This window comes from Actinomadura verrucosospora (assembly GCF_039540335.1).
GTDB classification, from domain to species: domain Bacteria; phylum Actinomycetota; class Actinomycetes; order Streptosporangiales; family Streptosporangiaceae; genus Spirillospora; species Spirillospora verrucosospora.
Genome location: NZ_BAABEV010000002.1, coordinates 166,291 through 188,432 on the forward strand (window position 1 = coordinate 166,291; position 22,142 = coordinate 188,432).

Here is a 22,142-nt window from a genome sequence, read left to right on the forward strand (position 1 = left end):
GGGGCACGGGCGGGCCGGCGCGTCAGCCGGATGGTGCGGGGATCAGGACGCGCGCAGGGCGGACCGGCGCAGATCCCACAGGGTGTCGTCGGAGGTGCAGACGCCCGCGGCGCCGTGGCGCAGCGCCTCGGAGACGTCCGCCTCCTCCTGGACGAAGCCGGCGGCCAGGTACGGGACGCCGAGCTCCCGGGCCTCGCGCTCGACGTAGCGCAGCATGACCGCGGGCATGAGCTGGACGAGGTCCGGGTGGGACCGGCCGATGGACTGCACGCTGCGGTGCAGGTTCGACCGGTCCGTGACGAAGACCTTCTGCATGGTCAGCAGGCCCAGCCCGCCGGCCCGCTCGATGATCGCCGCGCGGGTGGAGCAGATCCCGATCGCCCCGATCCCCTTGAGGTAGGTCAGGGCCCCCGGGTCGTGCCCCAGGCCCGGCGTCGAGTCCGTGTTCACGAAGACGATCTTGCGTGCGGCGAGCGTCGCCGCCACCGTGGCCTCCAGCTCGCCGAGCGGGACGGACGCGAGGATGCCGAGCGGCGCCGACCGGGAGGCGAACCGGCCGGCCGCGGCGGCCCCGACGATCGAGGCCATCACCGGGTGCTCGGCCAGCGCGGTCAGCAACCGGGGATCTACGGGACGTTTCGGACGAAGGCCCATCAATACACCCTATTTATCCTCGGAGGTCCTCGGAGAACCCGGGCAGGCCCAGCTTCCCCGGGTTCATGATCCCGTTCGGGTCGAGGGCCCGCTTGACCGCCGCCAGGGTGCCGAAGCCGCTGCCCAGAGAGGGCCGCACGTAGGGGGACCGGAGCAGGCCCACGCCGTGGTGGTGGCTGATCGCGGCGCCGTGCCGGACGAGCACGTCGTTGGCGGCGTCCCAGACCGCCCGGTACCACTCCCGCCGGCGGGAGCGTTCCACGTCGCCGCGCAGGGAGAAGTACAGGCAGGCGCCGTCGGTGTAGGCGTGGGACTGGTGCGCGGAGGCGCGCAGCGTCCCCGGGACGGCTTCGACGGCCGCGATCACCTCGTCGTAGAGGGCCGTGAGCGACGACCACGGCGCCGCGATCTCGCAGGTGTCGGCCACGAAGCCGGGCCCCTTGGCGAACCCGTCGCCCGACTTGCCCACGATCATCCGCTCGTCGAGCCAGCGCGCCAGGACCGCGTCGCCGTCCAGCGTCACCGGGGCGCGGGCCGCGCAGACCTCCTCGGCGACGGCCATCGTCGCGTCCACCAGCGCCGGGTCGCCCTCATCGGCGATCAGCAGCAGGTTGGTGTCCGGCTCGCCGAAGTGGGTGCCGCTCTCGTGCGCGTCGTACAGGCGCAGCACCGCCGGGGTCGCGCCGCGCTGGAGGATCTCGCGGCAGGCGTCCAGCCCGTCGGAGAACGTGGCGAACCCGTACGCCAGGCCCGACGCGTACTCCGGCAGCCGGTGGGTCCGCAGCCGCAGCCGGGTGATCACGCCGAGCGTGCCCTCGGAGCCGATGAACAGCTGCCGCAGGTCGGGGCCGACGGCCGCCCGGGGGTAGGTGCCGAAGCTCGCGGTCGATCCGTCGGGCAGGACCACGTCCAGCCCCACGACCATGTCCTCGATCTTGCCGTACCGGGTGGAGAGCTGGCCCGCCCCGCGGCAGGCCGCCCAGCCGCCGACCGTGGAGATCGCGAAGGCCGACGGCCAGTGCCCCGCGGTGGCGCCGTGGACCTCCTGGAGCTCCTTCTCGAACAGGTCGCCGAACATCCCCGCCTGCACCTCGACGATCATCGATTCGGCGTCGAAGGACAGGATCCGGTCGAGCCGGCAGACGTCCAGCACGACCCCGCCGAACACCGGCAGCGCCGCGCCGAGCACGTTGCTGCGTCCCGCCGACACCGTCAGCGGGACGCGGTGCGCGGCGCAGATCCGGACCACGGCGGCCACCTGCTCCTCGTCGGCCGCCTCGACGACCACCGCGTCGGGGGTGGCCGGGCGCCCGTCGGTCTCGCCGATGGACGTGCCCGCCCACCAGTCGCGGGTCCGCCGGACCACCTCGTCCCGGCCGGTGTGCACGGCGGCCGCGGCCGCCCGCAGCTCGGCGAGGACCGCCTCCGGCACCGCGACCGCGCCCTGCTGCAGGCTCGCCTCGCCGTCGCCGGGCGGGCAGTCGGCGGCCCAGCGCGGCGGCGTGGGCGCCCCGACGACGTAGTCCCCGCGGTTGAAGGGGTGGGTGATGGTCTGCCTGCTGATCAACGGTTCTCCTCCATCAGTACGGTCCGCTCCCGCTCCACGCCGGAGACGTAGTCCTCGATCTGCCGCCCGGCCTCCTCGTCGGACAGCCCCAGCTCCCGCTGCAGCAGCCGCGCGACCTCCGGGGCCGCCTTGACCGACAGGTCGCGGGCGAACAGCCGCATCCGGGTGCGGCGCGACAGCACGTCGTCGACGGTCCGCGCCAGCTCGCAGCGGGCCGCGTACACCACCTCGGCCCGCAGGTGGCCGCCGCCCTCGACGACCGGCTCGGCCAGGGAGGCGTCCTCGGCGATGAGATCGGCGACGAAGCGGGCCTCGGTGCCGTACCGCTCGCCCAGGTGCGCGCCGAGACCTCCCGTCGCCGAGGTGGCCTCCGCGTCGTAGCCCGCGCCGCCCAGCAGCGGGAGGCGGACGGTGCGGCAGCGCGCCTTGCGGCCGAGTTCCTTCAGCGCCTCGTCCACGACCAGCTCGCCCATGTGGCGGCTGGTGGTGAGCTTGCCTCCGGTGACGGTGACCAGCCCGTGCGCGTCGGTGGCGATCCGGTGGTCGCGGCTCATGTCGAGGGTGGCGCCCTCCTTGCCCCCGACGAGCGGGCGCAGCCCGGCGATCGACCCGACGACGTCCTCCGCGCCCAGTTCGGCGTCGAACGCGGTGTTGGCCCCGTCGAGGAGGTACTGCATCTCCTCCCGCGTGCACAGCACCTCGTCCAGCGGCCCGTCGTAGTCGGTGTCGGTGGTGCCGACCACGACCACGTCGCCCCAGCGGGTGCACGTGGCGCGGCGGGCGCGGCCGGGGACGGGCACGGTCACGGTCCCGTCGATCGGCAGCCGGGTCCACGGCACCACGATGTGCACGCCCTTGGCGGGACGGACGCGCGGCCGGTGGCCGGGATCCGACAGCGCGTCGAGGGTGTCGGACCAGACCCCCGTCGCGTTGACGACCACCCCCGCGCGCACCTCGACGTCGCCGCCGTCGACATGGACGGTGGCGCCGCGCACGCGGCCGTTCTCGCGGATCAGGCCGCGGCAGGCGGCGCCGTTGAGGACGGTCGCGCCGAAGTGCGCGGCGGTCCGCGCGATGGTCAGGGTGAGGCGGGCGTCGTCGGTGCGGCTGTCGTAGTAGAGCAGGCCGCCCCTGAGGCGGTCGGCGCGCAGCCGGGGGGCGCGGACCAGGACCTCCGGCACCGTCAGCCGCTGGTGGAGCCGCCCGATGCGCCAGCCGCCCGCGAGGTCGTAGGTCCACAGCAGGCCCTCGAAGGCCTTGGCGATGCGCGGGTCGAACACGCCGTCCTGGGTGAGCACGGGGAACACGAAGGGGAGCCGCTGCACCAGATGGGGGGCGTTGCGGCGCAGCCTCTGCCGCTCCAGCAGCGAGCGCCGCACCAGCGGCAGGTTGCCCTGCTCGATGTAGCGCAGGCCGCCGTGCACCATTTTCGAGGACTTGGAGGACGTGCCCGAGGCGAAGTCGTCCCGTTCTACGAGCGCGACCTTCAGCCCCCGGCTGACGGCGTCCAGCGCCGTGTAGCAGCCGGTGACGCCGCCGCCGACGACGAGCACGTCGAACCGCTGGGTCGCGAGCCGCTCGATCTGCGTGCCGCGGTCCAGCGCCAGCGGGGTGCGGCGGATCGCGTTCCTCGTCTCTGACCTCGCCTTGCGTTCGGTAAGCCGGATCACGACGTCGATTCCTTCGTTGAGTGGTTGGGGACATGGCGGGCCAGCAGGTCGCGCCATGCGGCGCGGGCCTCCCGGCGGTCGCCGTCGGGGAGCGCGGGCTCGAACACCGGGGCGGTGCCGAGCCCGGCCACCGCCGAGGCGAGGTCGGGCCACAGTCCCGCGCGCACGCCGCCGAGGTAGGCGGCGCCGCGCAGGCTGGCGGTCTCGTGGGCGAGGGCGCGGCGCACCGGCCGCCCGATCAGGTCGGCCTGGGCGGACATCAGGACGTCGCTGCCGGCCAGGCCGCCGCCGCAGACGAGGTCGGTGACGGGCCGCCCCATGGCCGCCTCCACGCCTTCCAGCAGGTCGCACACCGAGTGCGCGAATCCGTCGATGACGCCCCGGGCGAGCTCGGCCCGGGTGGTGGACAGGCTCAGCCCGGAGAGGAGTCCGGTGGCCTCCGGCGCCCAGACCGGCGTGCGCAGCCCCGCGAGCGCGGGCACGAACCGCACGCGGGACGGCCCGGAGTGCTCCCCGGCCAGTTCGGTCAGCCGCCGGGGCGACTCGAACAGCCTGATCTCCTCGCAGAGCCAGCGCACCGCCGAGCCGGTCGTCGCGGCGAACCCCTCCAGGCTGAACAGCGGCACGCCGCGCGAGCGCCAGGCGACCAGGGTCAGCACGCCGGGCACCCGGTCGCGGTGGGCGGGCGGCCGGTCGCCCGCGACGGCGTCCAGGAACGTGCCCGTCCCGTGCACGCACATCGCCTGGCCGGGCCGGTGCGCGCCGAGCGCGACCATCGCCGCGTGCTGGTCGCCCATGACCGCCAGGATCGGCAGCCGCACCCCGAGGACGGACGGGTCGGTGGAGCCGAAGTCCCCGTCCTCGTCCACGACGGACGGCAGGATGTCGGGCGGGCAGCCGAGGAAGTCCGCCCAGGGCCCGTACCAGCCGCCGGTCCGCAGGTCGTAGGCGCCGGCCGCGACGGCGTTCGTCGCGGACATGACATGCCGGGCGCCGCCGGTGAGCTTCCAGACCAGCCAGGTGTCGATCGACCCGAACAGCAGCCGGCCCCGCTCGTGCGCCCGCCGCGCCTCCTCGTTCCGGGCGGCCTCCTCCGCCGCCCACAGCAGCGGGGCGCGGGACCCGACCGGCCGCCCGGTGAACGCGGCGAGCCGCTCGTCCCAGTCCGGCTCCCACTCCCGCAGCCGCTCGGCGTAGCGGCGGTCCTGCCACACCACGGCGGGGCTGAGCGGTTCCCCGGTCACCGCGTCCCACAGCAGGACGGTCGCGCGCTGGGTGGAGATCGACACCCCCGTGATCTCCACCCGGTCCGCGGCGGCCCGCTCCAGGGCCGTCCGGCAGACCCGGACGGTGTTCTCCCAGATCTCCGCCGCGTCCTGCTCCACGCGCAGGTGGTCGGGGGAGCGCACCGAGATCGGCAGGTACGCGGCCGGTGCCGCGCCGCCGTCGTCGAGGACGACGGCGGCGCGGGTCCCGGTGGTGCCCTCGTCGATGCTCAGCACGCCGCGCCGGCGCTCTCTGATCATCTGCGAAACATTCCTCTCGTCAGCGCGCGCTCAGGCCGGCACCGTCTCGCGCCGCTCCAGCCGGATCGGCTCCTCCTCCAGGTTCACCGCGACGCGCGTCGGGTCCCACTTGACGATCACGCAGGTGACCAGGCCGAGCAGCGGGACGGCCGACAGCACCATCAGGCTGGCGCCTACCCCGAAAGCGGCCTGGAGCTGCGGGAACACGTACAGGCCCGCGACGGAGCCGAAGCTGCCGAGCATCCCGGTCACGCCGGTGCCGAGGGTGCGGATGTCGCTGCGGTACGACAGCGCCGCGATCGACTTGCCGTTCGGGCCGGGGCCGGCGGAGTGGAAGAAGATGAACAGCACCGGCAGCGCCGCGGCCAGCGCGATCGGGAGCTGCTTGAACGTCGCGCCCATGACCAGCAGTGCCACGAACACCACGGCGTACCCGGCCGCCGAGCTCACCCGCAGGCCGAGCCGGCGCCCGAAGTAGGCCGACAGGCATCCGCCGACGATGCCGACGGCGTTGAACGCCATGGAGCCCGCGGTCGCCTTCTCGAACTCCTTGCCGAACAGCTCCAGGCTGATCACCGGGAGGTACCAGCCGACGGCGAAGTACTGCATGGACTGGGTCAGGGAGATCACCGTCGACAGCACGGTCCGGGGCAGGTACGCGCCGCGGAACAGCACTCCCGCGTCCCGGATGCCGACCTGGTGGCGCGCCTCCAGGGCCTGCGGGGTCTCCGGCGGGCCCTCCTCCGCCCGCACCCCGTACATGCGGCGCAGGTTCGCCGCGCACTCCCGCAGCCGGCCCTTGGACGCCAGCCAGGTCGGGCTCTCCACCAGGAAGGCCATCTGGAGGACGAGCAGCGCGGTCGCGAAGACGACCGCCGAGCCCACCGACCATCGCCAGATGTCGGAGCCGACGTCGAGCTTGTAGAACAGGAGCGTGAGCGCGAGGTTGGTGGTCGTCGCCACGTACCAGGCGCCCTGCCAGAAGTTGAGCCTGCCCTTGAGTGAGGACGGGGTGTACTCGGCGAGCAGCGCCATCGCCACGGCGAAGTCGATGCCGTAGGCGACGCCCACCAGCGCCCGCCCGGCGAAGACGGTCTGGAAGTCCGAGCCGACCGCGGTCAGGACCGCACCGACCCCGAAGACGACCTTCGTCATCAGCAGGGGTTTGATCCGGCCGATCCGGGCGGCGAGCCAGCCGCCGAAGGGATTGGAGACGATCGCGATGGCCGGGGCCATCGCGGTGAGCACGCTGACCTGCGTGGGCGAAAGGTCGAGCTGCTCGACCATGGGGGACAGCCCCGCGCCGAGCGCCGCGTTGGAGTAGGCGTCCAGGAACAGGCCCGACAGGGCCAGGAACCAGATCCAGTTCGCTCGGCCGCGCAGACTGGTGAGGGTGTCGATGAGCCCGGCCGCGTCCGCCGCGTTGCGGATGACCGCCGTTCTCGTGCTCGCAGGGCCGTCGTTCATGCCCGCCGCCTTTCGGGGGTTGAAACCCTTGCCAGCGGTCCGGGAATGACAAAGGCACAGACGAAGACCACTGACAGGGGTGTCTTCGTCTGTGCCTGTCGGTTGACGGGAGGTTAAGCGGGGCCGATCCGGTGTGTCAAGCGCCACAACGCCGCCGATCCCGCCGCGAACCGGCCGCGAACCCGCAGGCCAGGGGCATCCGCAGGCGCCGCGATGAGTTCTCGCCGGGCCGCGGGTCTTCATTCCCGACCCGTTGGCGACAGGAGGAGAAGGCGTGGGAAACGATGTGTGGCCGATGGTGCACGCGGAGCGGGCGGCACTGATCGACGACCTCTCGCATCTCGAAGGCGAGCAGTGGGAGCGGCCTTCGCTCTGCGACGGCTGGACGGTGCATGACGTGGTGGCCCACCTGATCGACACGGCCCGCACGACCCGCCTCGGGTTCGTCGCCCGGCTCGCTCGGGCCCGGTTCGACTTCGACCGCCAGAACACGCAGGGGGTGGAGCGCGAGCGCGGCGCCTCACCTCAGGAGACCCTGGAGCGGCTCCGCCAGGTGGCCTCCCGGACGTCGACCCCTCCGGCGCCCCTCGACAGCCGGCTCGTCGAAGAGGTCGTCCACGGCGAGGACATCCGCCGGCCTCTGGGAATCGTCCACGCCTACCCGCTGGAGGCCGTCGTCAGATCGCTCCGCTACCAGGCCCGCACACCGGCGTCGTTCGGCGGAGCCAAGGAGCTGACGGCCCGCCTCCGCCTGACCGCGACGGACGCCGGCCTCTCGATCGGAGACGGCCCGGAGGCGAGCGGAACCGCGCTCTCCCTGCTCCTGGCGATCTCCGGCCGCCGCGCGGCGTTGGACGATCTCTCCGGACCGGGCCTCCCCGCGCTGGCCGCCACCTGAGGGATGCCCGCTCATGATCACGACTCGGCGACGGCTGTCGGAAATGCCGCTTTCATTGGCATTTCTCGTTCTACCGTGCCGCCGTGACCACGCCACCTCCCTCGGACGACGCCCCGAACGACCCCGTGCCGTTCCCTGCCTGGGTTCCGCCCGACGGCTCCACGCCTCAGGCTCTCCCGCCCGCCCCGCCACCGGCGCCGCTCCCGCCCGTCCCCGCTCGCCGCCGGACGAACCGGTTCGCGGTCACCGCGCTGGTCACGGGGCTGCTCGGCCTGATCCCGGTCGCGGTCGGCTTCGTCATCGCCGCGCTCGTGCAGGCCGGCCGCCGCGGCGAGAAAGGCAAGGGACTCGCCATCGGTGGACTCGTCGCCTCCGTCGCCTGGGCCGCCGCCGTCGCCCTGACGCTGACCCTGCTGTCCGCGGACGTGAACGGACAGTCCGTGCGCAAGGACGGAAAGGTGGCGGTCACCACCATTCGACCGGGGGAGTGCTTCAGCGAGTTCGAGGAGACTCCCGCCGGTATGTACGTGCGGCGATCGTCCTGCACCGCGCCTCATCAGGGAGAGGTCGGTGCCGAGGGGGAGCTCCCGGACATTCCGTATCCAGGAGAAAGGGAGACGGCCGACCGGGCGTGGACCGTTTGCCGTGAGCGGACCGAGTTCCTGGAGAGGAGCCGGTACGGCTCCGATCTGAAGCTCCGCGTCGCGCCACCGGATGAGGACGCGTGGAAGGGCGGAAGGCGGGCCGCGACCTGCGTCATGGTCTACGGGGGATCAGGCCTGCTCCCGGCCCCTCTCGCGCAGACCATGGAAACGAAATCCCGGGACGAATCCGAACTGGCGCCGGGTGACTGCGTCCAAAAATGGAACGACGACGGCGTGCAGCCCATCATCGCCTGTACCGAAGAACATGAATTCGAAGTGCTCGCCGTCTACACGATGCAAGGCGGCAAGTACCCGGGAGACAAGGGGATGGAGAAGAAGGTAACAAAAGGCTGTCTCAAGTTCGCCCGCAAGGCTTGGGGGGAGAACCCGCCCGCCGACATCGACTTCGCCTACGTGGTCCCCAACGAGGACGGCTGGGAAGCCGAGAGGCGCTTGGGCTTCTGCCTGGTCGAGGGCCGTCATGGACCTCTGAAGCGGTCCGTGGTCCCGCACTAGGACGGCGGGCGAAACGAGCGGCCCGGCGCATCCGGTCAGTGGAGGGCTTCGATGAAGCGGAGCGCCTCGTCGCGCCGCATACCTGTTTCGGCGCAGACGAGCGCGATGGCCGATCCGAGGTCGCCGGCGGTCTTGAAGGCCCTGACCCGGTCCGAGAGCATGGGCCGGTCCACGGGCGGCTCCACGGGTATCAATCCCGCCCGCACGGCGTCGACGTAGTCTTTCGCGGCTCTCAGCCCCAGAGAGGTCTCCTGCCGGACGAACTTCGCCGCGTCCTTCCACCTGCCTTCAGCGATCATCGCGCGCGCTTTGGCCTGGACGTCGGCCGGGACGGTCCGGGCGTACGCCTCTCCCTTGAGGCCGTCCACGTAATCCTTGGCCTCCTTGAGGCCCAGCCCGGTGGCCTGGCGGATCAGCCTGACAGCGGGAATCATGTCGCCTTCCGCGACCAGGGCGACGGCCCGCGCCCTGGCCTCGGGCATGACATACAGGACGAACGGCTTCACTGAATCGCTCCTCCTCGCAGCGGGAGCCGAAGACTCCGCCTAGCGTTTGCGGCCTATGCCGCCGTACATGTGGACGTGGGCGTCCGGGACTTCGGACGCCGCCTGGTCGGGGTGCCAGTGGTTGACGAGCACGATGCCCGGGTCGAGGATCTCCAGGCCGTGGAAGAAGCGCTCCATTTCGGGCTTCGTGCGCGCCACCAGCGGGATGCCGTTGGCGTTGTAGGCGGCCACGCCCGCGGCCACCTCGTCTGGAGCGCTGTCGGCCGTGCAGGTCGACAGCGCCAGCATGCTTCCGGGAGCCAGCGGCTCCATGAGGCGGTCGATGATCCGCTGCACCTCGGCGTCGTCCGGGATGAAGTGCACGATCGCGATCAGGCTCAGCGCCACGGGCAGGCCCAGGTCGAGGGTGTCGCCCAGGTGGTCCGAACCCAGGATCGCGTCGGGGTCGAGGAAGTCGGCGTCCAGATAGGTGGTCCTGCCTTCGGCCGTGCTCGTGAGCAGTGCGCGCGCGTGCACCAGGACGATCGGGTCGTTGTCGACGTAGACGATCCGTGACTCCGGCGCCACGGACTGGGCCACCTCGTGCAGGTTGGGCGAGGTGGGGAGCCCCGTGCCGATGTCGAGGAACTGCCGGACGCCGAACTCGGCGGCGAGGTGACGGGCCGTCCGCGCCATGAAATTCCGGTTGGCCCGCATGGACTTCGGCAGGTGGGGCCAGTCGGCGACGATGTTCGCCGCGGCCTCGCGGTCCGCCGGATAGTTGTCCTTGCCGCCGAGAATGTAGTCGTAGACCCGGGCGGAATGGGGGATCTCGATATTCAGGTCCACCTGGTCCTCGGTCATTTCCAGCCCCCCGATCGTCATGACTGCCGCCCAAGATCACTCTAGGTGCCGCGCCGGCGTCCGTCCCGCGGATCTTCCGCATCGATGAACCGCCGCCGCGCCAGGGGCGGGCGACCGCGTCCGGATGCCGACCCGTGAGCCGCCCCAGCCGGACATGGTCGCCGAGATCCGCCCGGGACGGATCCGGCATGTGCCGCGGCGCCCGGTCCCTGTGACCCGGCGGAGGCTGCCACCAGGACGGCGCCTTCACGGCTCGCCGAGGGAGTGGGCTCACGAGGCCCCGCGCACTTCGTCATTGTGCTCGCGGGCGCTTTGAATTATGACACGGAGGCCCTCTCTCCAGAAGTTTCGCGTCCAAGAAATTCGTTCCTTCGAATTTGTCGGGTTAGGGAAAAGTGTTTGAGGGGCTCTTGGCCCGCGCGGCGTCCGGCGCGCCGCCGGGTGACTCTCTCACCAGGTCAGAGGTGGTGATCATTGTCGTGGTGATCGACGACATCGTCATTCGCATAGCGGACAAACCTTGCCGATCTGGTGAGGCCTCGCAGCTGAGGCATGCAGAACAAACGACGCAAAATAAACGTCGCTCCGTGGGGCGGGCGCCGTGATGGCGCACTCGGTCCGGATTTCAGAAGAACTGCGCCCGAGGATCTCGAAAGAATCTACCTGTGGCCTGTCATTGATCGTTTTCTATTGGCTATAAACAAGAGAGTCCGCGCGGTTCGCGGAAAGGAGCGAAGCCGGATCGAGCGCCCGTGGTCTCCCGGACCGGAAGGCGCCGAAGCGACGCTCAACACCGATCTCCAGAGGCGTGACGGCCACTCTCGGCAGCCGAGCGAGGCGAGGGGCGCCGCCGCCGGCCAGGAAGGACAAAACCCCCTATGACCCGTACCCCCATGCTCCCTGGAACGCGTCGCGCCGGGCAGTGCGCCGCCCCGGCCCGCGACCGGCCGCGTTCCGCCCCGCCCGCTCCGGACGGTCCCGCAGGGGCCGGAAAGCGGGGCCAGGGAACGTGACCGCTCTCGAAGCCGTCAAGGTCCGCGCCCGCGAGGTGGAGCCGAACCACCGGCTCGGCGGCAGCGTCCGGATGCTCCTGTCGCCGGGCACGGCCCGGACGACGGCCGGCCTCATGGCCCTGCTCGAACTCCGGCCGGGGGAGCGTGTCAGCGAGCACTACCATCCGTACACGGACGAGCACGTCTACGTCTCCGACGGGCGCCTCGTCCTCACCGTCAACGGCACCGAGCACGTCGTGGACGCCCGGGAGGCGGTGCTGATCCGCCGCGGTGCCCGGCACCGTTACGAGAACCGGACCGACCGGCCGGTGACCGCCGTGCTCTTCCTCGGACCGCTGGCCCCGAGCCCCGACATGGGGCATGTGGAGACCGCGGAGCCGGCCGGCGACGGGCCCCCGCCCTCGGTGGACGCGCGGCCGCCCGCCGCCGCGGGCGAGCGGGAGCCGGCATGAGCGGGCGGGCCCGCCCCGTGGCGATCACCGGGATCGGGGTCCTGACGCCGGGCGCCCCGGGAACGAGCGGTTTCTGGGAGACCGTGACCGGCGGCAAGCCCACCTTCCGCACGATCACCGTGTTCGATCCGGGGCCGTACCGGTCCCAGATGGCCGCGGAGATCGACTTCGACGCGGGAAGGCACGGGCTGACGCCCCGGCAGCGGCGCCGGATGGACCGCGCCGCCCAGTTCGCCCTCGTCACCGCGCGGGAGGCCCTGGCCGCCTGCGGGCTGCGGTCCGGCGACCTCGACCCCGCCCGCACCGGCGTGGTCGTCGGCAGCGCGGTCGGCTGCACCGTCTCGCTCGAACGCGAGTACAGCGTGGTCAGCGACAGCGGCCGCCTGGCGGTGGTGGATCCGGCCTACGGCTCCCCGCACCTGCCCGACTACCTCGTCCCGGCGTCCCTGGTCCGCGAGGTCGCCTGGGACGTCGGCGCTGAGGGGCCCGCCTGCGTGGTGTCGACGGGATGCACCTCCGGGCTGGACGCCGTCGCGCACGGTGTGGAGATCATCCGCGACGGCGCCGCGGACGTGGTGCTGGCGGGAGCGTGCGAGGCCCCCATCTCCCCGATCACGGTGGCCTGCTTCGACGCGATCCGGGCGACGTCCCCGGACAACGACGATCCCGAGCGGGCCTGCCGCCCCTTCGACGCCACCCGGGCGGGGTTCGTGCTCGGCGAGGGCGCGGCGATGCTGGTCCTGGAGGACGCGGCGGCGGCCCGGGTGCGGGGGGCGCACGTGCACGCGGAGATCCGCGGGTTCGCGTCCCGGAGCAACGCCTACCACATGACCGGGCTGCGGCCCGACGGGGTCGAGATGGCGGCGGCGATCACCACGGCGCTGGACGAGGCCGGCGTCCCCGCGGAGGGCGTCGACTACATCAACGCCCACGGGTCGGGCACCCGGCAGAACGACCGGCACGAGACGGCCGCCTTCAAACTCGCGCTCGGCCCAGAGAACGCCTACCGGCTGCCGGTCAGCTCCATCAAGTCGGTGGTGGGCCACTCGCTCGGCGCGATCGGCGCGATCGAGGTCGCGGCGAGCGCGCTGGCGATCGAGCACGACCTCGTCCCGCCCACCGCGAACCTGCGGCATCGCGATCCCGAATGCGACCTCGACTACGTCCCCGGGACGGCACGCGAGCAGCGGGTCGACACGGTGCTCACGGTCGGCAGCGGGTTCGGCGGCTTCCAGAGCGCGATGGTGCTCAGCGCCCCGGGACGGTGGCAAGGATGACCGCGGACGCGGCGGCGGCCGAGGACGACCAGGCCGTCATCACCGGGATCGGCGTGGTCTCGCCGAGCGGCCTGGGCACCGAGCGGCACTGGGAGGCGACGCTCACCGGCCGCATCGCGATCGGCCCCATCACCCGGTTCGACCCGAGCGGCTACCCGGCCCGGCTCTCCGGGGAGGTCCCCGGATTCGTCCCCCGCGACCACCTGCCCGGACGGCTGCTGCCGCAGACCGACCGCCTCACCCAGCTGGCGCTGACCGCCGCCGACTGGGCGCTCACCGACGCCGGGCTGTCGCCGTCCCCCGAGGAGTCGCTGCGGTACGGCGTGGTCCTGGCCAACTCGGCCGGCGGTTTCGAGTTCGGTGAGAACGAGCTGCGCAAGCTCTGGTCGACCGGGCCGAAGAAGGTCAGCGCGTACCAGTCGTACGCGTGGTTCTACGCGGTCAACACCGGCCAGATCTCCATCCGGCACGGACTGCGCGGCCCCTGCGGCGTCCTCGTCAGCGGCCAGGCCGGGGGGCTGGACGCGATCGGGCAGGCGTGCCGCGTGCTGCGCAAGGGCGCCGACGGCGTGCTGACCGGGGGGTTCGAGGCCCCGGTGTGCTCGTGGGGGGTGACCGCGATGTCGGCCGGCCGGGACGCGCCGACCGCTCCGCAGCTGTCCTCCGGCGACGACCCGGCGAGCGCCTACCGCCCCTTCGCCGCCGGCGCGTCCGGCCATGTGATCGCCGAGGGCGGCGCGATCCTCGTCCTGGAACGCGGGCGCCATGCCCGCGCCCGCGGTGCCCGGCACCGGTACGGGCGGGTCGCGGGGTACGCCGCGACCATGGACCCGCCGCCGGGTTCCGGCCGCCCGGCGACCCTGCGCAACGCCGCCGCGCTCGCCCTCGCCGACGCCGGCCTCGCCCCGGAGCGGATCGACGTGGTGTTCGCGGACGCCGCGGGCAGCGCGATGCGCGACCGCGCCGAGGCCGAGGCGCTCACCGGCCTGTTCGGCGCCGGCGGCGTCCCGGTGACCGCGCCCAAGGCGATGACCGGGCGGATGTCGGCGGGCGGCGCCGCCGTCGACGTCGCGACCTGCCTGCTGGCCATGCGCGACGGGATGATCCCGCCGACCGCCGACGTCCGGGCCGATCCGTCCTACGGACTCGACCTCGTCACCGGACGCCCCCGGCCCGCCCGCATCGACCACGCGCTGATCCTGGCGCGCGGCGAGGGCGGGTTCAACAGCGCTCTCGTCCTGGCCGCCTGCCCCCGCGAGGCCCCGTCCGCGGCCGGACACCTCGACGAACGGGCTCCCCGCGCCCTTCCCGGAAACGACCCCAGGAGCTGACATGGCCGAAGACGGCCCGATAACCCTGACCGACCTGGTCGCCGTCCTGCGCGCCTGCGCCGGCGAGAGCGACGGCGTCGACCTCGGCGGCGACATCGCCGACCACGCCTTCACCGACCTCGGCTACGACTCCGTCGCGATGATGGAGGTCTCCGCGCGGATGGTCGAGCGCTTCGGCCTGCGCCTCGACGAGGACAGGCTGTTCGACCTCCGCACCCCCGCCGAGATGCTCCGCTGCCTCAACCAGGCCGCGGCCGGGGACGGGGAGGTCCGGTCGTGACCGCGAGCACCGACAACCAGATCCTGGTCGACGCGCCCATGGAGCTGGTGTGGGAGCACACCAACGACGTGGCGGGCTGGCCCGACCTGTTCACCGAGTACGCCGCCGTGGAGATCATCGAACGGGACGGCCCCTCGGTGACGTTCCGGCTCACCACCCACCCGGACGAGCAGGGCAACGTCTGGTCGTGGGTGTCGCGGCGCACCCCCGATCCCGAGACCCGCACCGTCCGCGCCCACCGGGTGGAGACCGGGCCGTTCGCGTTCATGAACATCCGCTGGGAGTACCGCCGGCAGGCGGCGGGCGTGCTGATGCGGTGGAGGCAGGAGTTCGCGATGAAGCCGGACTCCCCGATCAGCGAGGACGCGATGCGCGACCGCATCGACCGCGGCACCGTCGAGCAGATGGCGCACATCAAGGCGGTCCTGGAGGAACGCGCCCGCACGGCCCCCGGCGGGTACGGGCCCGGCGACCTCCACGCGCAGCGCCTGCTGTACCTGACGTGCGGGATGCGGCTGGCCGCGGTGGTGAGCGCGCTCGCGGAACTCGGCGTGGCGGATCTGACCGCGTCCGGCCCGCGCTCCGTCACCGAACTGGCCGCGGCCGCCGGCGCCGTGCCGGACGCGCTCTACCGCCTCCTGCGCTGCGCCGCCTCCGTCGGAATCATGGAGGAGCAGCCGGACGGACGGTTCGCGAGCACACCGCTGGGCGACGGCCTGCGCGCCGACGACCCCTACAGCCTGCTGCCCCTGGTCCTGCACAGCACGCGGTCGTACGTGACGAAGCCGTTCGGGGCGCTGGCGCACAGCGTCCGCACCGGCGAGCCCGCGACGGTCCCGACGCTGGGCACCGACATCTGGCGCTACTTCGAGGACAACCCCGAGGACGGCGCCCGCTTCGACCGCACCATGACCACGCTGGGCCGCTGGGAGACCGAACGCCACCTGGACGTCGTCGGGCCCGAGAGGTTCGGCCGGATCGCCGACCTCGGCGGCGGGCAGGGCCATTTCCTCGCGGCGGCGCTGCGGCGCGCACCGGACGCGTCGGGTGTGCTGTTCGAGCGGCCGTGCGCCGTCAAGGCGGCGGCGGAGGTGCTCGAAGCGGAGGGGGTCGGCGACCGCGTCACCCGGATCGCCGGCGACTTCTTCACCGACCCGCTGCCGGACGACTGCGACGCGTACGTGCTCAAGGCCGTCCTGCACAACTGGCCGGACGAGCGCGCCGCCGAGCTGCTGACCGCCGTGCGCGAGGCCATCGGCGACCGGCGCGGCGCGCGGCTCTTCATCGTCGAGCACGTGGTGGCGGAAGGGAACGGATGGGACCACGCCAAGTTCCTCGACCTCGACATGCTGGTGCTGTTCGGCGGCCGGGAACGGAGGCCGCAGGAGTGGCGGCGGCTCCTGGCGCGGTGCGGTTTCGCGCTGGTCGGCCGTCCCCGGGAGGGGCACTGGACGGTTCTGGAATGCCGCCCCGCGGAGGCCGCGTGACCGGGCGCCGGTGACCCGGGCCCCGACGTCAAGGAGGACGAGCATGCTTCCCCAAGCCCCGCCGCCCACCCACCGGGCGGTCATGATCCGGAGGATCGCGCCCGGCGACCGGGACGCCGTCGCCGCGGTGTTCCGCGAGCACGACCGCACCGACCTGCCGCGCCGCATCGGCGTCACGCGCCGCACGCTGCTGACCTACCACGACCTGTACATCCACCTGGTCGAGGGAGACGCCTCGTTCGAGCGGGCCCTGTACGCGGCCGGCGACGACCCCGGGTTCCTCGACATCAGCGCCCGGCTCGCGACGCTGCTCGTCCCGTACGACAGGGACCGCCCCGCCATGCGCCAGGCCCAGGCCGAGGAGTTCTACCACTGGTCGGACGACCGGCCGCAGGCGACGTACCGGCTGCTGCTGGAGATCAGTGTGGACGAGGGCCGCGGCGCGGAGCTCGAACGGACCTGGCGCCGGATGGCCGCCGTGGCGGCCCGCCACCCCGGACACGTCGCCCAGTCGCTGTCGCGCGACATCGCCGACCCCGGCACCTTCCACCTGGTCAGCGACTGGACCGACGAGGACGCCCACGAGCGCTTCCTCGCCTCGCCCGGGCACCGGGAGCTCGCCGCCGCGCTCCGCGACCTGGACGCCAAGGTCCGCGCGACCCGCACGCGCATCAGCGCCTACCACCCCGGCCCGGCCGGGGACGGCGCGGCCGCCGCGACGTCCGGAACCGGGCGGGCGGAGCGATGAGCGAGCCGACGGGCCGGGCTGAGCCGGGCGACCACCCGCTGATCAACGACGTCCGCACGCCCGGACCGGTCGTCCGCGCACGGATGCTGTCGGGCGATGTCGGATACGCCGTGACCCGGGCGGCCGAGGCGCAGCACGTGCTGTGCGACCCGGCCTTCAGCAGCGCCGCGACGTTCCTGCCCCGCGCGCCCGCCGAGCCGCGGGAGCCGGTCGGCTCCAGCAGGGTCCTGTTCGAGATGGACCCGCCCGAGCACACCCGGCTCCGGCGCGCGGTCGCCCAGGCGTTCAACCGCCGCCGCGTCGAGGCCATGCGGGCGGGGATCGAGGAGGTCGTCGACGGGCTGCTGGACGAGACGGCCGCGGGCGGGCCGCCGGCCGACCTGGTCCAGTCCCTGTGCGCGCCGCTGCCGCTCACCGACATCTGCGAGCTGCTCGGCGTCCCGCGCGAGGACCGCGACTCCTTCCGCGGCTGGGCCGAGACGATCATGGCGCTGCGCGGCCCCTCCCCGCAGGAGATCGACCGCGCCCGCGCCGCGATCCAGCGCTACTTCGTCGACCTGGTCGCGGCCAGGCGCGCCGAACCGGCCGACGACCTGGTCAGCGAACTGCTGATGGTCCGCGACCGAGAGGAGCGGATCACCGAGGCGGAGCTGGTCAGGCTCGCGATCACCCTGCTGATCGCGGGGCACGGGCCCACGATGAACCAGCTCGCCCGGAGCGTCTACGCCCTTCTGACGCGCCCCGAGATGTACGCGGCGCTGCACCGCGACCCGGAGCTGGTGGCGACGGCGGTGGAGGAGCTGCTCCGGACGGTGCCGTCGGTGCCGGTCGGCACGCCCCGCCTGGCCCTCCGCGACGTGGAGATCGGCGGCGTGCCGATACCCGCCGGAAGCACGGTGGCGGTGTCGTCGCTCGCGGCCAACCGCGATCCCGCCCTGTTCACCGATCCGGAGGTGACGGACCTCGGCCGCACCGACAACAGGCACCTGACGTTCGGCTACGGCCCCCACTTCTGCGTCGGCGCCCAGCTCGCCCGCGCCGAGATGCAGACGGCCCTCGCCGCCCTGACGCGGCGCTTCCCCGACCTGCGCCTGGCCGTCCCCCCGGAATCGATCCGCTGGCGGACGGACTCCCTCTTCCACGGCCCCGTAGAACTACCCGTGACCTGGTAACCCGGCGGGCGCGGCGATGCCGTGGACGGGCGGATGCCCGCCGAGGCCCTCGGCGGGCATCCGGGCGAGCGAGCCGTAACGGGGACGTTCGGACCTCTCTGTGGAGGGCGTGTCACGGTCCGTTCGTCTCGGGGTTTCCGGGCGGTGTGATCTGCGTAACCGCGAAGCCGATCAGCGAAGAGGGCTCCCCGCGGCATATTCCCAGGTAAAACGGTAGGTTTTGTCGACAAAGCGCCCTCGTTCAGACGTCTGTGCAGGTGGGGACGGCTTTTTGGGGGGTTCACAGGGGCGGGCGCCGAGTGCATGCTGTGGGCATGAACGCAGCGGAGGTCCTGGTGGCGAGGCGCCACGTCGACCTCCTTCGCGTGTGCAGCGCGTCCTGTTGAGCCGCTCTTTCGTGCTCCGACGCCACTGATCGGCGAACCCCCTCCATCACCGGCTACCCCTTGCGCCGGGCCCCCTGCCGCCTTCCTTCCGCTGCCCCCTCCCGGAGGTGCCTCGTGTCCACCCATCTGCTCGATCCACCGCGCTCGGCGATTCCCGAAGCGGCGGCCCGCCCCGCGGTCGCCGCCCGTTCCGGGGCCGTGCTGCTGTCCCTGCTGCGCCGGGCCCGCAAGGTCAGCGGGCTCGTCGTCGTCCTCGCGCTGTGGGAGGCCGGCGCCCGCGCGGGCTGGCTCGGCAGCACGACCCCGCCGCTCAGCGACGTCGCCGTCCGAGGCTGGGAGATGGCGTCGTCGGGCGCGCTGTTCCAGAACCTCGGAGTGTCGCTGGGGCGGGTGCTGAAGGGCCTGGCCGTCGGGCTGCCGGCGGGGCTCGTCCTCGGGCTCCTCTCCGGGCTGTTCAGGATCAGCGAGGACGTCATCGACGCCCCGGTCCAGGCGGTCCGGATGCTTCCGCACCTCGCGCTGGTCCCGCTGTTCATCATCTGGTTCGGGATCGGCGAGACGTCCAAGGTCGGCCTGATCGCGGTCGGCGTCGTGTTCCCGCTCTACATCAACGTGTTCCACGGCATCCGGGGCGTGGACGAACGGCTGGTCGAGTCGGCCCGCACCTGCGGGCTCGGCCGTCTCGGCCTCATCCGGAAGGTCATCCTCCCCGGGGCGCTCCCGCAGATCCTCGTCGGCCTGCGCCTGTCGCTCGGCGTCGCCTGGCTGACGCTCGTCGTCGTGGAGCAGTCCGCTACGGCCAGCGGCATCGGCTTCCTCATCAACCAGGCCACCCAGTTCCTGCAGATGGAGACCGTCTTCCTGGTGCTCGTGGTGTACGCGCTGCTCGGCGTGTCGACGGACCTGCTGGTGCGGCTCGTCGAGCGGCGCGCCCTGGCGTGGCGGCGGGGGCTGGTGGCGCGATGACGACGACGGTTGCGCAAGGGGTCCGCGTCCGCGGGCTCCGGCGGGTGTTCGGCGAGCGCGCCGTCCTGGACGGCGTGGACCTCGACATCGCGCCCGGCGAGTTCGTCGCGCTGCTCGGCGCGAGCGGCTCCGGGAAGAGCACGCTGCTGCGGGCGCTGGCCGGGCTGGACGGCGAGGGGGGCGGCGAGATCGACGTCCCCGGCAGGCGGGCCGTCGTCTACCAGGAGCACCGCCTGCTGCCCTGGAGCCGGGTGTGGGGCAACGTCGTCCTCGGCCTGCGAGGACGAAACCTGCGCGAGCGGGCCGACGCGGCCCTGGCCGAGGTGGGGCTGACGGCGCGTGCCGACGCGTGGCCGCTCACCCTGTCCGGCGGCGAGTCCCAGCGCGTCGCGCTGGCACGGGCGCTGGTGCGGACGCCCGACCTTCTCCTGCTCGACGAACCGTTCGGGGCCCTGGACGCGCTCACCAGGCTCAACGCCCAGGCGCTCGTCGCCGACCTGTGGGCCGAGCACCGGCCGGCGGTCCTGCTCGTCACCCACGACGTCGAGGAGGCGCTCCTGCTCGCCGACCGCGCGCTGCTGCTCGCGGACGGCCGGATCGAACGGGAGTACACCGTGGACCTTCCCCGGCCGCGGTCGCTGGACGATCCGGGGTTCATCGCGCTGCGGCGCGACCTGCTCGACGGCCTCGGCGTGCGCACCGTCCTCCAGCCCCCGCCCACCGCCATCCAACCGACGACCTCCGCGCCCACCGCCATTCAACCGACGAGCTCCGCTCGACCGACCGTCTGACCGCCAAGGAGGCATCATGACCGACCTGACCGCCGACGTGCTCGTCGCGGGCGGCGGCCCCGCCGGCGCGTGGGCCGCGATCAAGGCTGCGGAGGCCGGCGCCGACGTCGTCCTCGCCGACAAGGGGTACCTCGGGACGAGCGGCGCGACGGCGTCGGCGGGCACCGGCGTCTGGTACGTCGAGCCGGAGCCGGAGGCCCGGGAGGCGGCCATGGCCGGCCGCGAGGCGCTCGGCGGGTACCTCGCCGACCGCGGGTGGATGGCCCGCGTCCTCGACCAGACGTACGCGAACATGAACGAGCTGGCCGAGATCTCCCGGTACCCGTTCCCGGTGGACGGGAACGGCCGCCAGATCCGGCGCGGGCTGCAGGGCCCCGAGTACATGCGGCGGATGCGCGTGCGGGTCCGCCGGTCGGGGGTGCGGGTCCTCGACCACAGCCCGGTCACCGAGCTGCTCGCGGACGGCGCCGGGGCCGTCGCCGGCGCCGCCGGGTACCGCCTGCGCGACGACCGGCCGTTCCGGGTCCGGGCGGGCGCGGTCGTGCTCGCCACCGGCGGGTGCGCCTTCCTCAGCAGGGCGCTGGGCTGCGACGTCAACACCGGGGACGGCGCCCTGTTCGCGGCGGAGGCGGGCGCGGAGCTGTCCGGCATGGAGTTCTCCAACGCCTACGCGATCGCCCCGGCCTTCACGTCCGTGACCAAGACGGCGTTCTACTCGTTCGCCACCTTCTACCACGCGGACGGGACGGTCCTGGAAGGCGCGGGCAGCCGGCGGGGACGATCGGTGATCGCCCGGACGCTGCTCAGCGAACCCGTCCTGTGCCGCATCGACCGGGCCACGCCCGAGGACCGGCGGGCGATGCGGCTGGCGCAGCCGAACTTCTTCCTCCCGTTCGACCGGCAGGGCATCGACCCGTTCACCGACCTGTTCCCCGTCACGCTGCTCGCCGAGGGGACCGTCCGCGGCACCGGCGGCATCCGGATCGCCGGCGCCGACTGCTCGACCTCGGTGCCCGGCCTGTACGCGGCGGGGGACGCCGCCACCCGCGAGCTGATCTGCGGCGGCTTCACCGGCGGCGGAAGCCACAACGCCGCGTGGGCGATGTCGTCCGGCACCTGGGCCGGGCAGGGCGCCGCCCGGTACGCCGCCGCGCTGGGCGGACGGGCCGGCGCGCGGACCGTGCACGCCCTCGGCGAGGCGGGCGTCCGCCCGGAGGGCCCGGCGGCCGGCGGCCACGCCGACTACGTCGCCGCCGTCCAGGCCGAGGTGCTGCCCTACGACAAGAACCTGCTGCGGCACGGCGGGCGCCTCGCCCCGGCCCTGGACACCCTGGACCGGACGTGGCGGCAACTGCGCGGCACGCTGCGCGAGGAGGGCGCCGGGGTCGTGCGCGCGCGGTCGGCCGCCGCCATGACCGCGCACGCCCGCTGGATGTACCGCGCCGCGCTCACCCGCACCGAGACGCGGGGCATGCACAAGCGCCAGGACCTGCCCGACCAGGACCCGGTCCAGCACCGCCGGCTCCTCACCGGGGGCCTGGACGAGATCTGGACGCGTCCGGAGACCGGGGCGGTGGCGTCGTGATCGAGATCGTCTCGCGGGAGCGGTGCATCGCCTGCGACAAGTGCGTGGACGTGTGCCCGACGAACGTCTTCGACCGCGGCGCGGACGGCGTCCCTGTCGTCGCCCGGCAGAGCGACTGCCAGACCTGCTTCATGTGCGAGGCGTACTGCCCGGTCGACGCCCTGTTCGTCGACCCGCGCTCGCACGCGCTGCCCGAGCCCCCGGACGAGGCGGCGCTCGCCGCGGACGGGACGCTCGGCGCCTACCGAGCGCAGATCGGCTGGGGCCGCGGGCGCACGCCCGGTGCCCGGCTCGCCATCGGCCCGTCGCTGGATTCCGCGGGCGCCCCCCTCACCTCCTGACCCCGACCCGAACGACCCCCAT

At 73.2% G+C, this 22,142-nt stretch carries 20 protein-coding genes; 13 read left to right on the forward strand and 7 right to left on the reverse strand.

Going from position 1 to position 22,142, the window contains the following annotated elements:
* Window positions 1–42 precede the first annotated feature (42 nt).
* The 5 genes from ABD944_RS03185 to ABD944_RS03205 are packed head-to-tail and all read right to left on the reverse strand — an operon-like array spanning window position 43 to window position 6,884.
* Window positions 43–654: a glycerol-3-phosphate responsive antiterminator gene (locus ABD944_RS03185; RefSeq protein WP_345172167.1), complete on the reverse strand. Its 612-nt coding sequence runs from the start codon at window positions 652–654 to the stop codon at window positions 43–45.
* Between the two features lie 13 nt (window positions 655–667).
* The gene (locus ABD944_RS03190) at window positions 668–2,221 is read right to left on the reverse strand and encodes an FAD-binding oxidoreductase (RefSeq protein WP_345172168.1); all 1,554 of its coding nucleotides are present in this window, start codon (window positions 2,219–2,221) and stop codon (window positions 668–670) included.
* Window positions 2,218–3,891: a glycerol-3-phosphate dehydrogenase/oxidase gene (locus tag ABD944_RS03195; RefSeq protein ID WP_345172170.1), complete on the reverse strand. Its 1,674-nt coding sequence runs from the start codon at window positions 3,889–3,891 to the stop codon at window positions 2,218–2,220. Before ABD944_RS03195 ends, ABD944_RS03190 begins: the two co-directional genes overlap by 4 nt.
* Complete coding sequence (locus ABD944_RS03200; protein ID WP_345172172.1) at window positions 3,888–5,417, reverse strand: FGGY family carbohydrate kinase; 1,530 nt, start codon at window positions 5,415–5,417, stop codon at window positions 3,888–3,890. Before ABD944_RS03200 ends, ABD944_RS03195 begins: the two co-directional genes overlap by 4 nt.
* A gap of 30 nt (window positions 5,418–5,447) precedes the next feature.
* Entirely contained in the window at window positions 5,448–6,884 is a 1,437-nt protein-coding gene (locus ABD944_RS03205) for an MFS transporter (RefSeq protein WP_345172174.1), read from the reverse strand.
* A 274-nt stretch (window positions 6,885–7,158) separates the two neighbouring features.
* Here ABD944_RS03205 and ABD944_RS03210 point away from each other — a divergent pair, with 274 nt between their 5' ends.
* Window positions 7,159–7,782 carry a maleylpyruvate isomerase family mycothiol-dependent enzyme gene (locus ABD944_RS03210; RefSeq protein WP_345172176.1) on the forward strand — a complete coding sequence of 208 codons (624 nt, stop codon included), beginning with the start codon at window positions 7,159–7,161 and terminating at the stop codon, window positions 7,780–7,782.
* Between the two features lie 83 nt (window positions 7,783–7,865).
* Window positions 7,866–8,942 carry a DUF4190 domain-containing protein gene (locus ABD944_RS03215; protein ID WP_345172178.1) on the forward strand — a complete coding sequence of 359 codons (1,077 nt, stop codon included), beginning with the start codon at window positions 7,866–7,868 and terminating at the stop codon, window positions 8,940–8,942.
* Window positions 8,943–8,977: 35 nt separating this feature from the next.
* Here the strand turns inward: ABD944_RS03215 and ABD944_RS03220 are convergent, their stop codons facing one another.
* Window positions 8,978–9,448 carry a ribosomal protein L7/L12 gene (locus tag ABD944_RS03220; protein WP_345172180.1) on the reverse strand — a complete coding sequence of 157 codons (471 nt, stop codon included), beginning with the start codon at window positions 9,446–9,448 and terminating at the stop codon, window positions 8,978–8,980.
* 39 nt (window positions 9,449–9,487) lie between these two features.
* Window positions 9,488–10,291 carry an SAM-dependent methyltransferase gene (locus ABD944_RS03225; RefSeq protein WP_345172181.1) on the reverse strand — a complete coding sequence of 268 codons (804 nt, stop codon included), beginning with the start codon at window positions 10,289–10,291 and terminating at the stop codon, window positions 9,488–9,490.
* 1,009 nt (window positions 10,292–11,300) lie between these two features.
* Between ABD944_RS03225 and ABD944_RS03230 the strand changes: the two genes are divergently transcribed.
* From ABD944_RS03230 to ABD944_RS03280, 11 genes are all read left to right on the forward strand, one after another.
* Window positions 11,301–11,756 (forward strand): cupin domain-containing protein, encoded by a 456-nt coding sequence (locus ABD944_RS03230; RefSeq protein WP_345172183.1) that lies wholly within the window; start codon window positions 11,301–11,303, stop codon window positions 11,754–11,756.
* Window positions 11,753–13,033, forward strand: a complete 1,281-nt coding sequence (locus ABD944_RS03235; RefSeq protein WP_345172185.1) for a beta-ketoacyl-[acyl-carrier-protein] synthase family protein — start codon at window positions 11,753–11,755, stop codon at window positions 13,031–13,033. Before ABD944_RS03230 ends, ABD944_RS03235 begins: the two co-directional genes overlap by 4 nt.
* Complete coding sequence (locus ABD944_RS03240; protein WP_345172187.1) at window positions 13,030–14,364, forward strand: ketosynthase chain-length factor; 1,335 nt, start codon at window positions 13,030–13,032, stop codon at window positions 14,362–14,364. The genes ABD944_RS03235 and ABD944_RS03240 overlap by 4 nt, the downstream gene beginning before the upstream one ends.
* A gap of 1 nt (window position 14,365) precedes the next feature.
* Window positions 14,366–14,644, forward strand: coding sequence for an acyl carrier protein (locus ABD944_RS03245; protein WP_345172189.1), 279 nt, complete (start codon window positions 14,366–14,368; stop codon window positions 14,642–14,644).
* Window positions 14,641–16,131: a methyltransferase gene (locus tag ABD944_RS03250; protein WP_345172191.1), complete on the forward strand. Its 1,491-nt coding sequence runs from the start codon at window positions 14,641–14,643 to the stop codon at window positions 16,129–16,131. Before ABD944_RS03245 ends, ABD944_RS03250 begins: the two co-directional genes overlap by 4 nt.
* A 43-nt stretch (window positions 16,132–16,174) precedes the next feature.
* On the forward strand, window positions 16,175–16,879 hold the full coding sequence (locus ABD944_RS03255; RefSeq protein ID WP_345172193.1) for a TcmI family type II polyketide cyclase: 705 nt from the start codon (window positions 16,175–16,177) through the stop codon (window positions 16,877–16,879).
* Window positions 16,876–18,051 carry a cytochrome P450 gene (locus tag ABD944_RS03260; RefSeq protein ID WP_345172195.1) on the forward strand — a complete coding sequence of 392 codons (1,176 nt, stop codon included), beginning with the start codon at window positions 16,876–16,878 and terminating at the stop codon, window positions 18,049–18,051. Before ABD944_RS03255 ends, ABD944_RS03260 begins: the two co-directional genes overlap by 4 nt.
* Window positions 18,052–18,551: 500 nt before the next feature.
* On the forward strand, window positions 18,552–19,403 hold the full coding sequence (locus ABD944_RS03265; protein ID WP_345172197.1) for an ABC transporter permease: 852 nt from the start codon (window positions 18,552–18,554) through the stop codon (window positions 19,401–19,403).
* Complete coding sequence (locus ABD944_RS03270) at window positions 19,400–20,194, forward strand: ABC transporter ATP-binding protein (protein ID WP_345172199.1); 795 nt, start codon at window positions 19,400–19,402, stop codon at window positions 20,192–20,194. The genes ABD944_RS03265 and ABD944_RS03270 overlap by 4 nt, the downstream gene beginning before the upstream one ends.
* Before the next feature lie 16 nt (window positions 20,195–20,210).
* Complete coding sequence (locus ABD944_RS03275) at window positions 20,211–21,779, forward strand: FAD-binding protein (protein ID WP_345172201.1); 1,569 nt, start codon at window positions 20,211–20,213, stop codon at window positions 21,777–21,779.
* Entirely contained in the window at window positions 21,776–22,120 is a 345-nt protein-coding gene (locus ABD944_RS03280) for a 4Fe-4S binding protein (RefSeq protein WP_345172203.1), read from the forward strand. The genes ABD944_RS03275 and ABD944_RS03280 overlap by 4 nt, the downstream gene beginning before the upstream one ends.
* The last annotated feature ends 22 nt before the right edge of the window (window positions 22,121–22,142 follow it).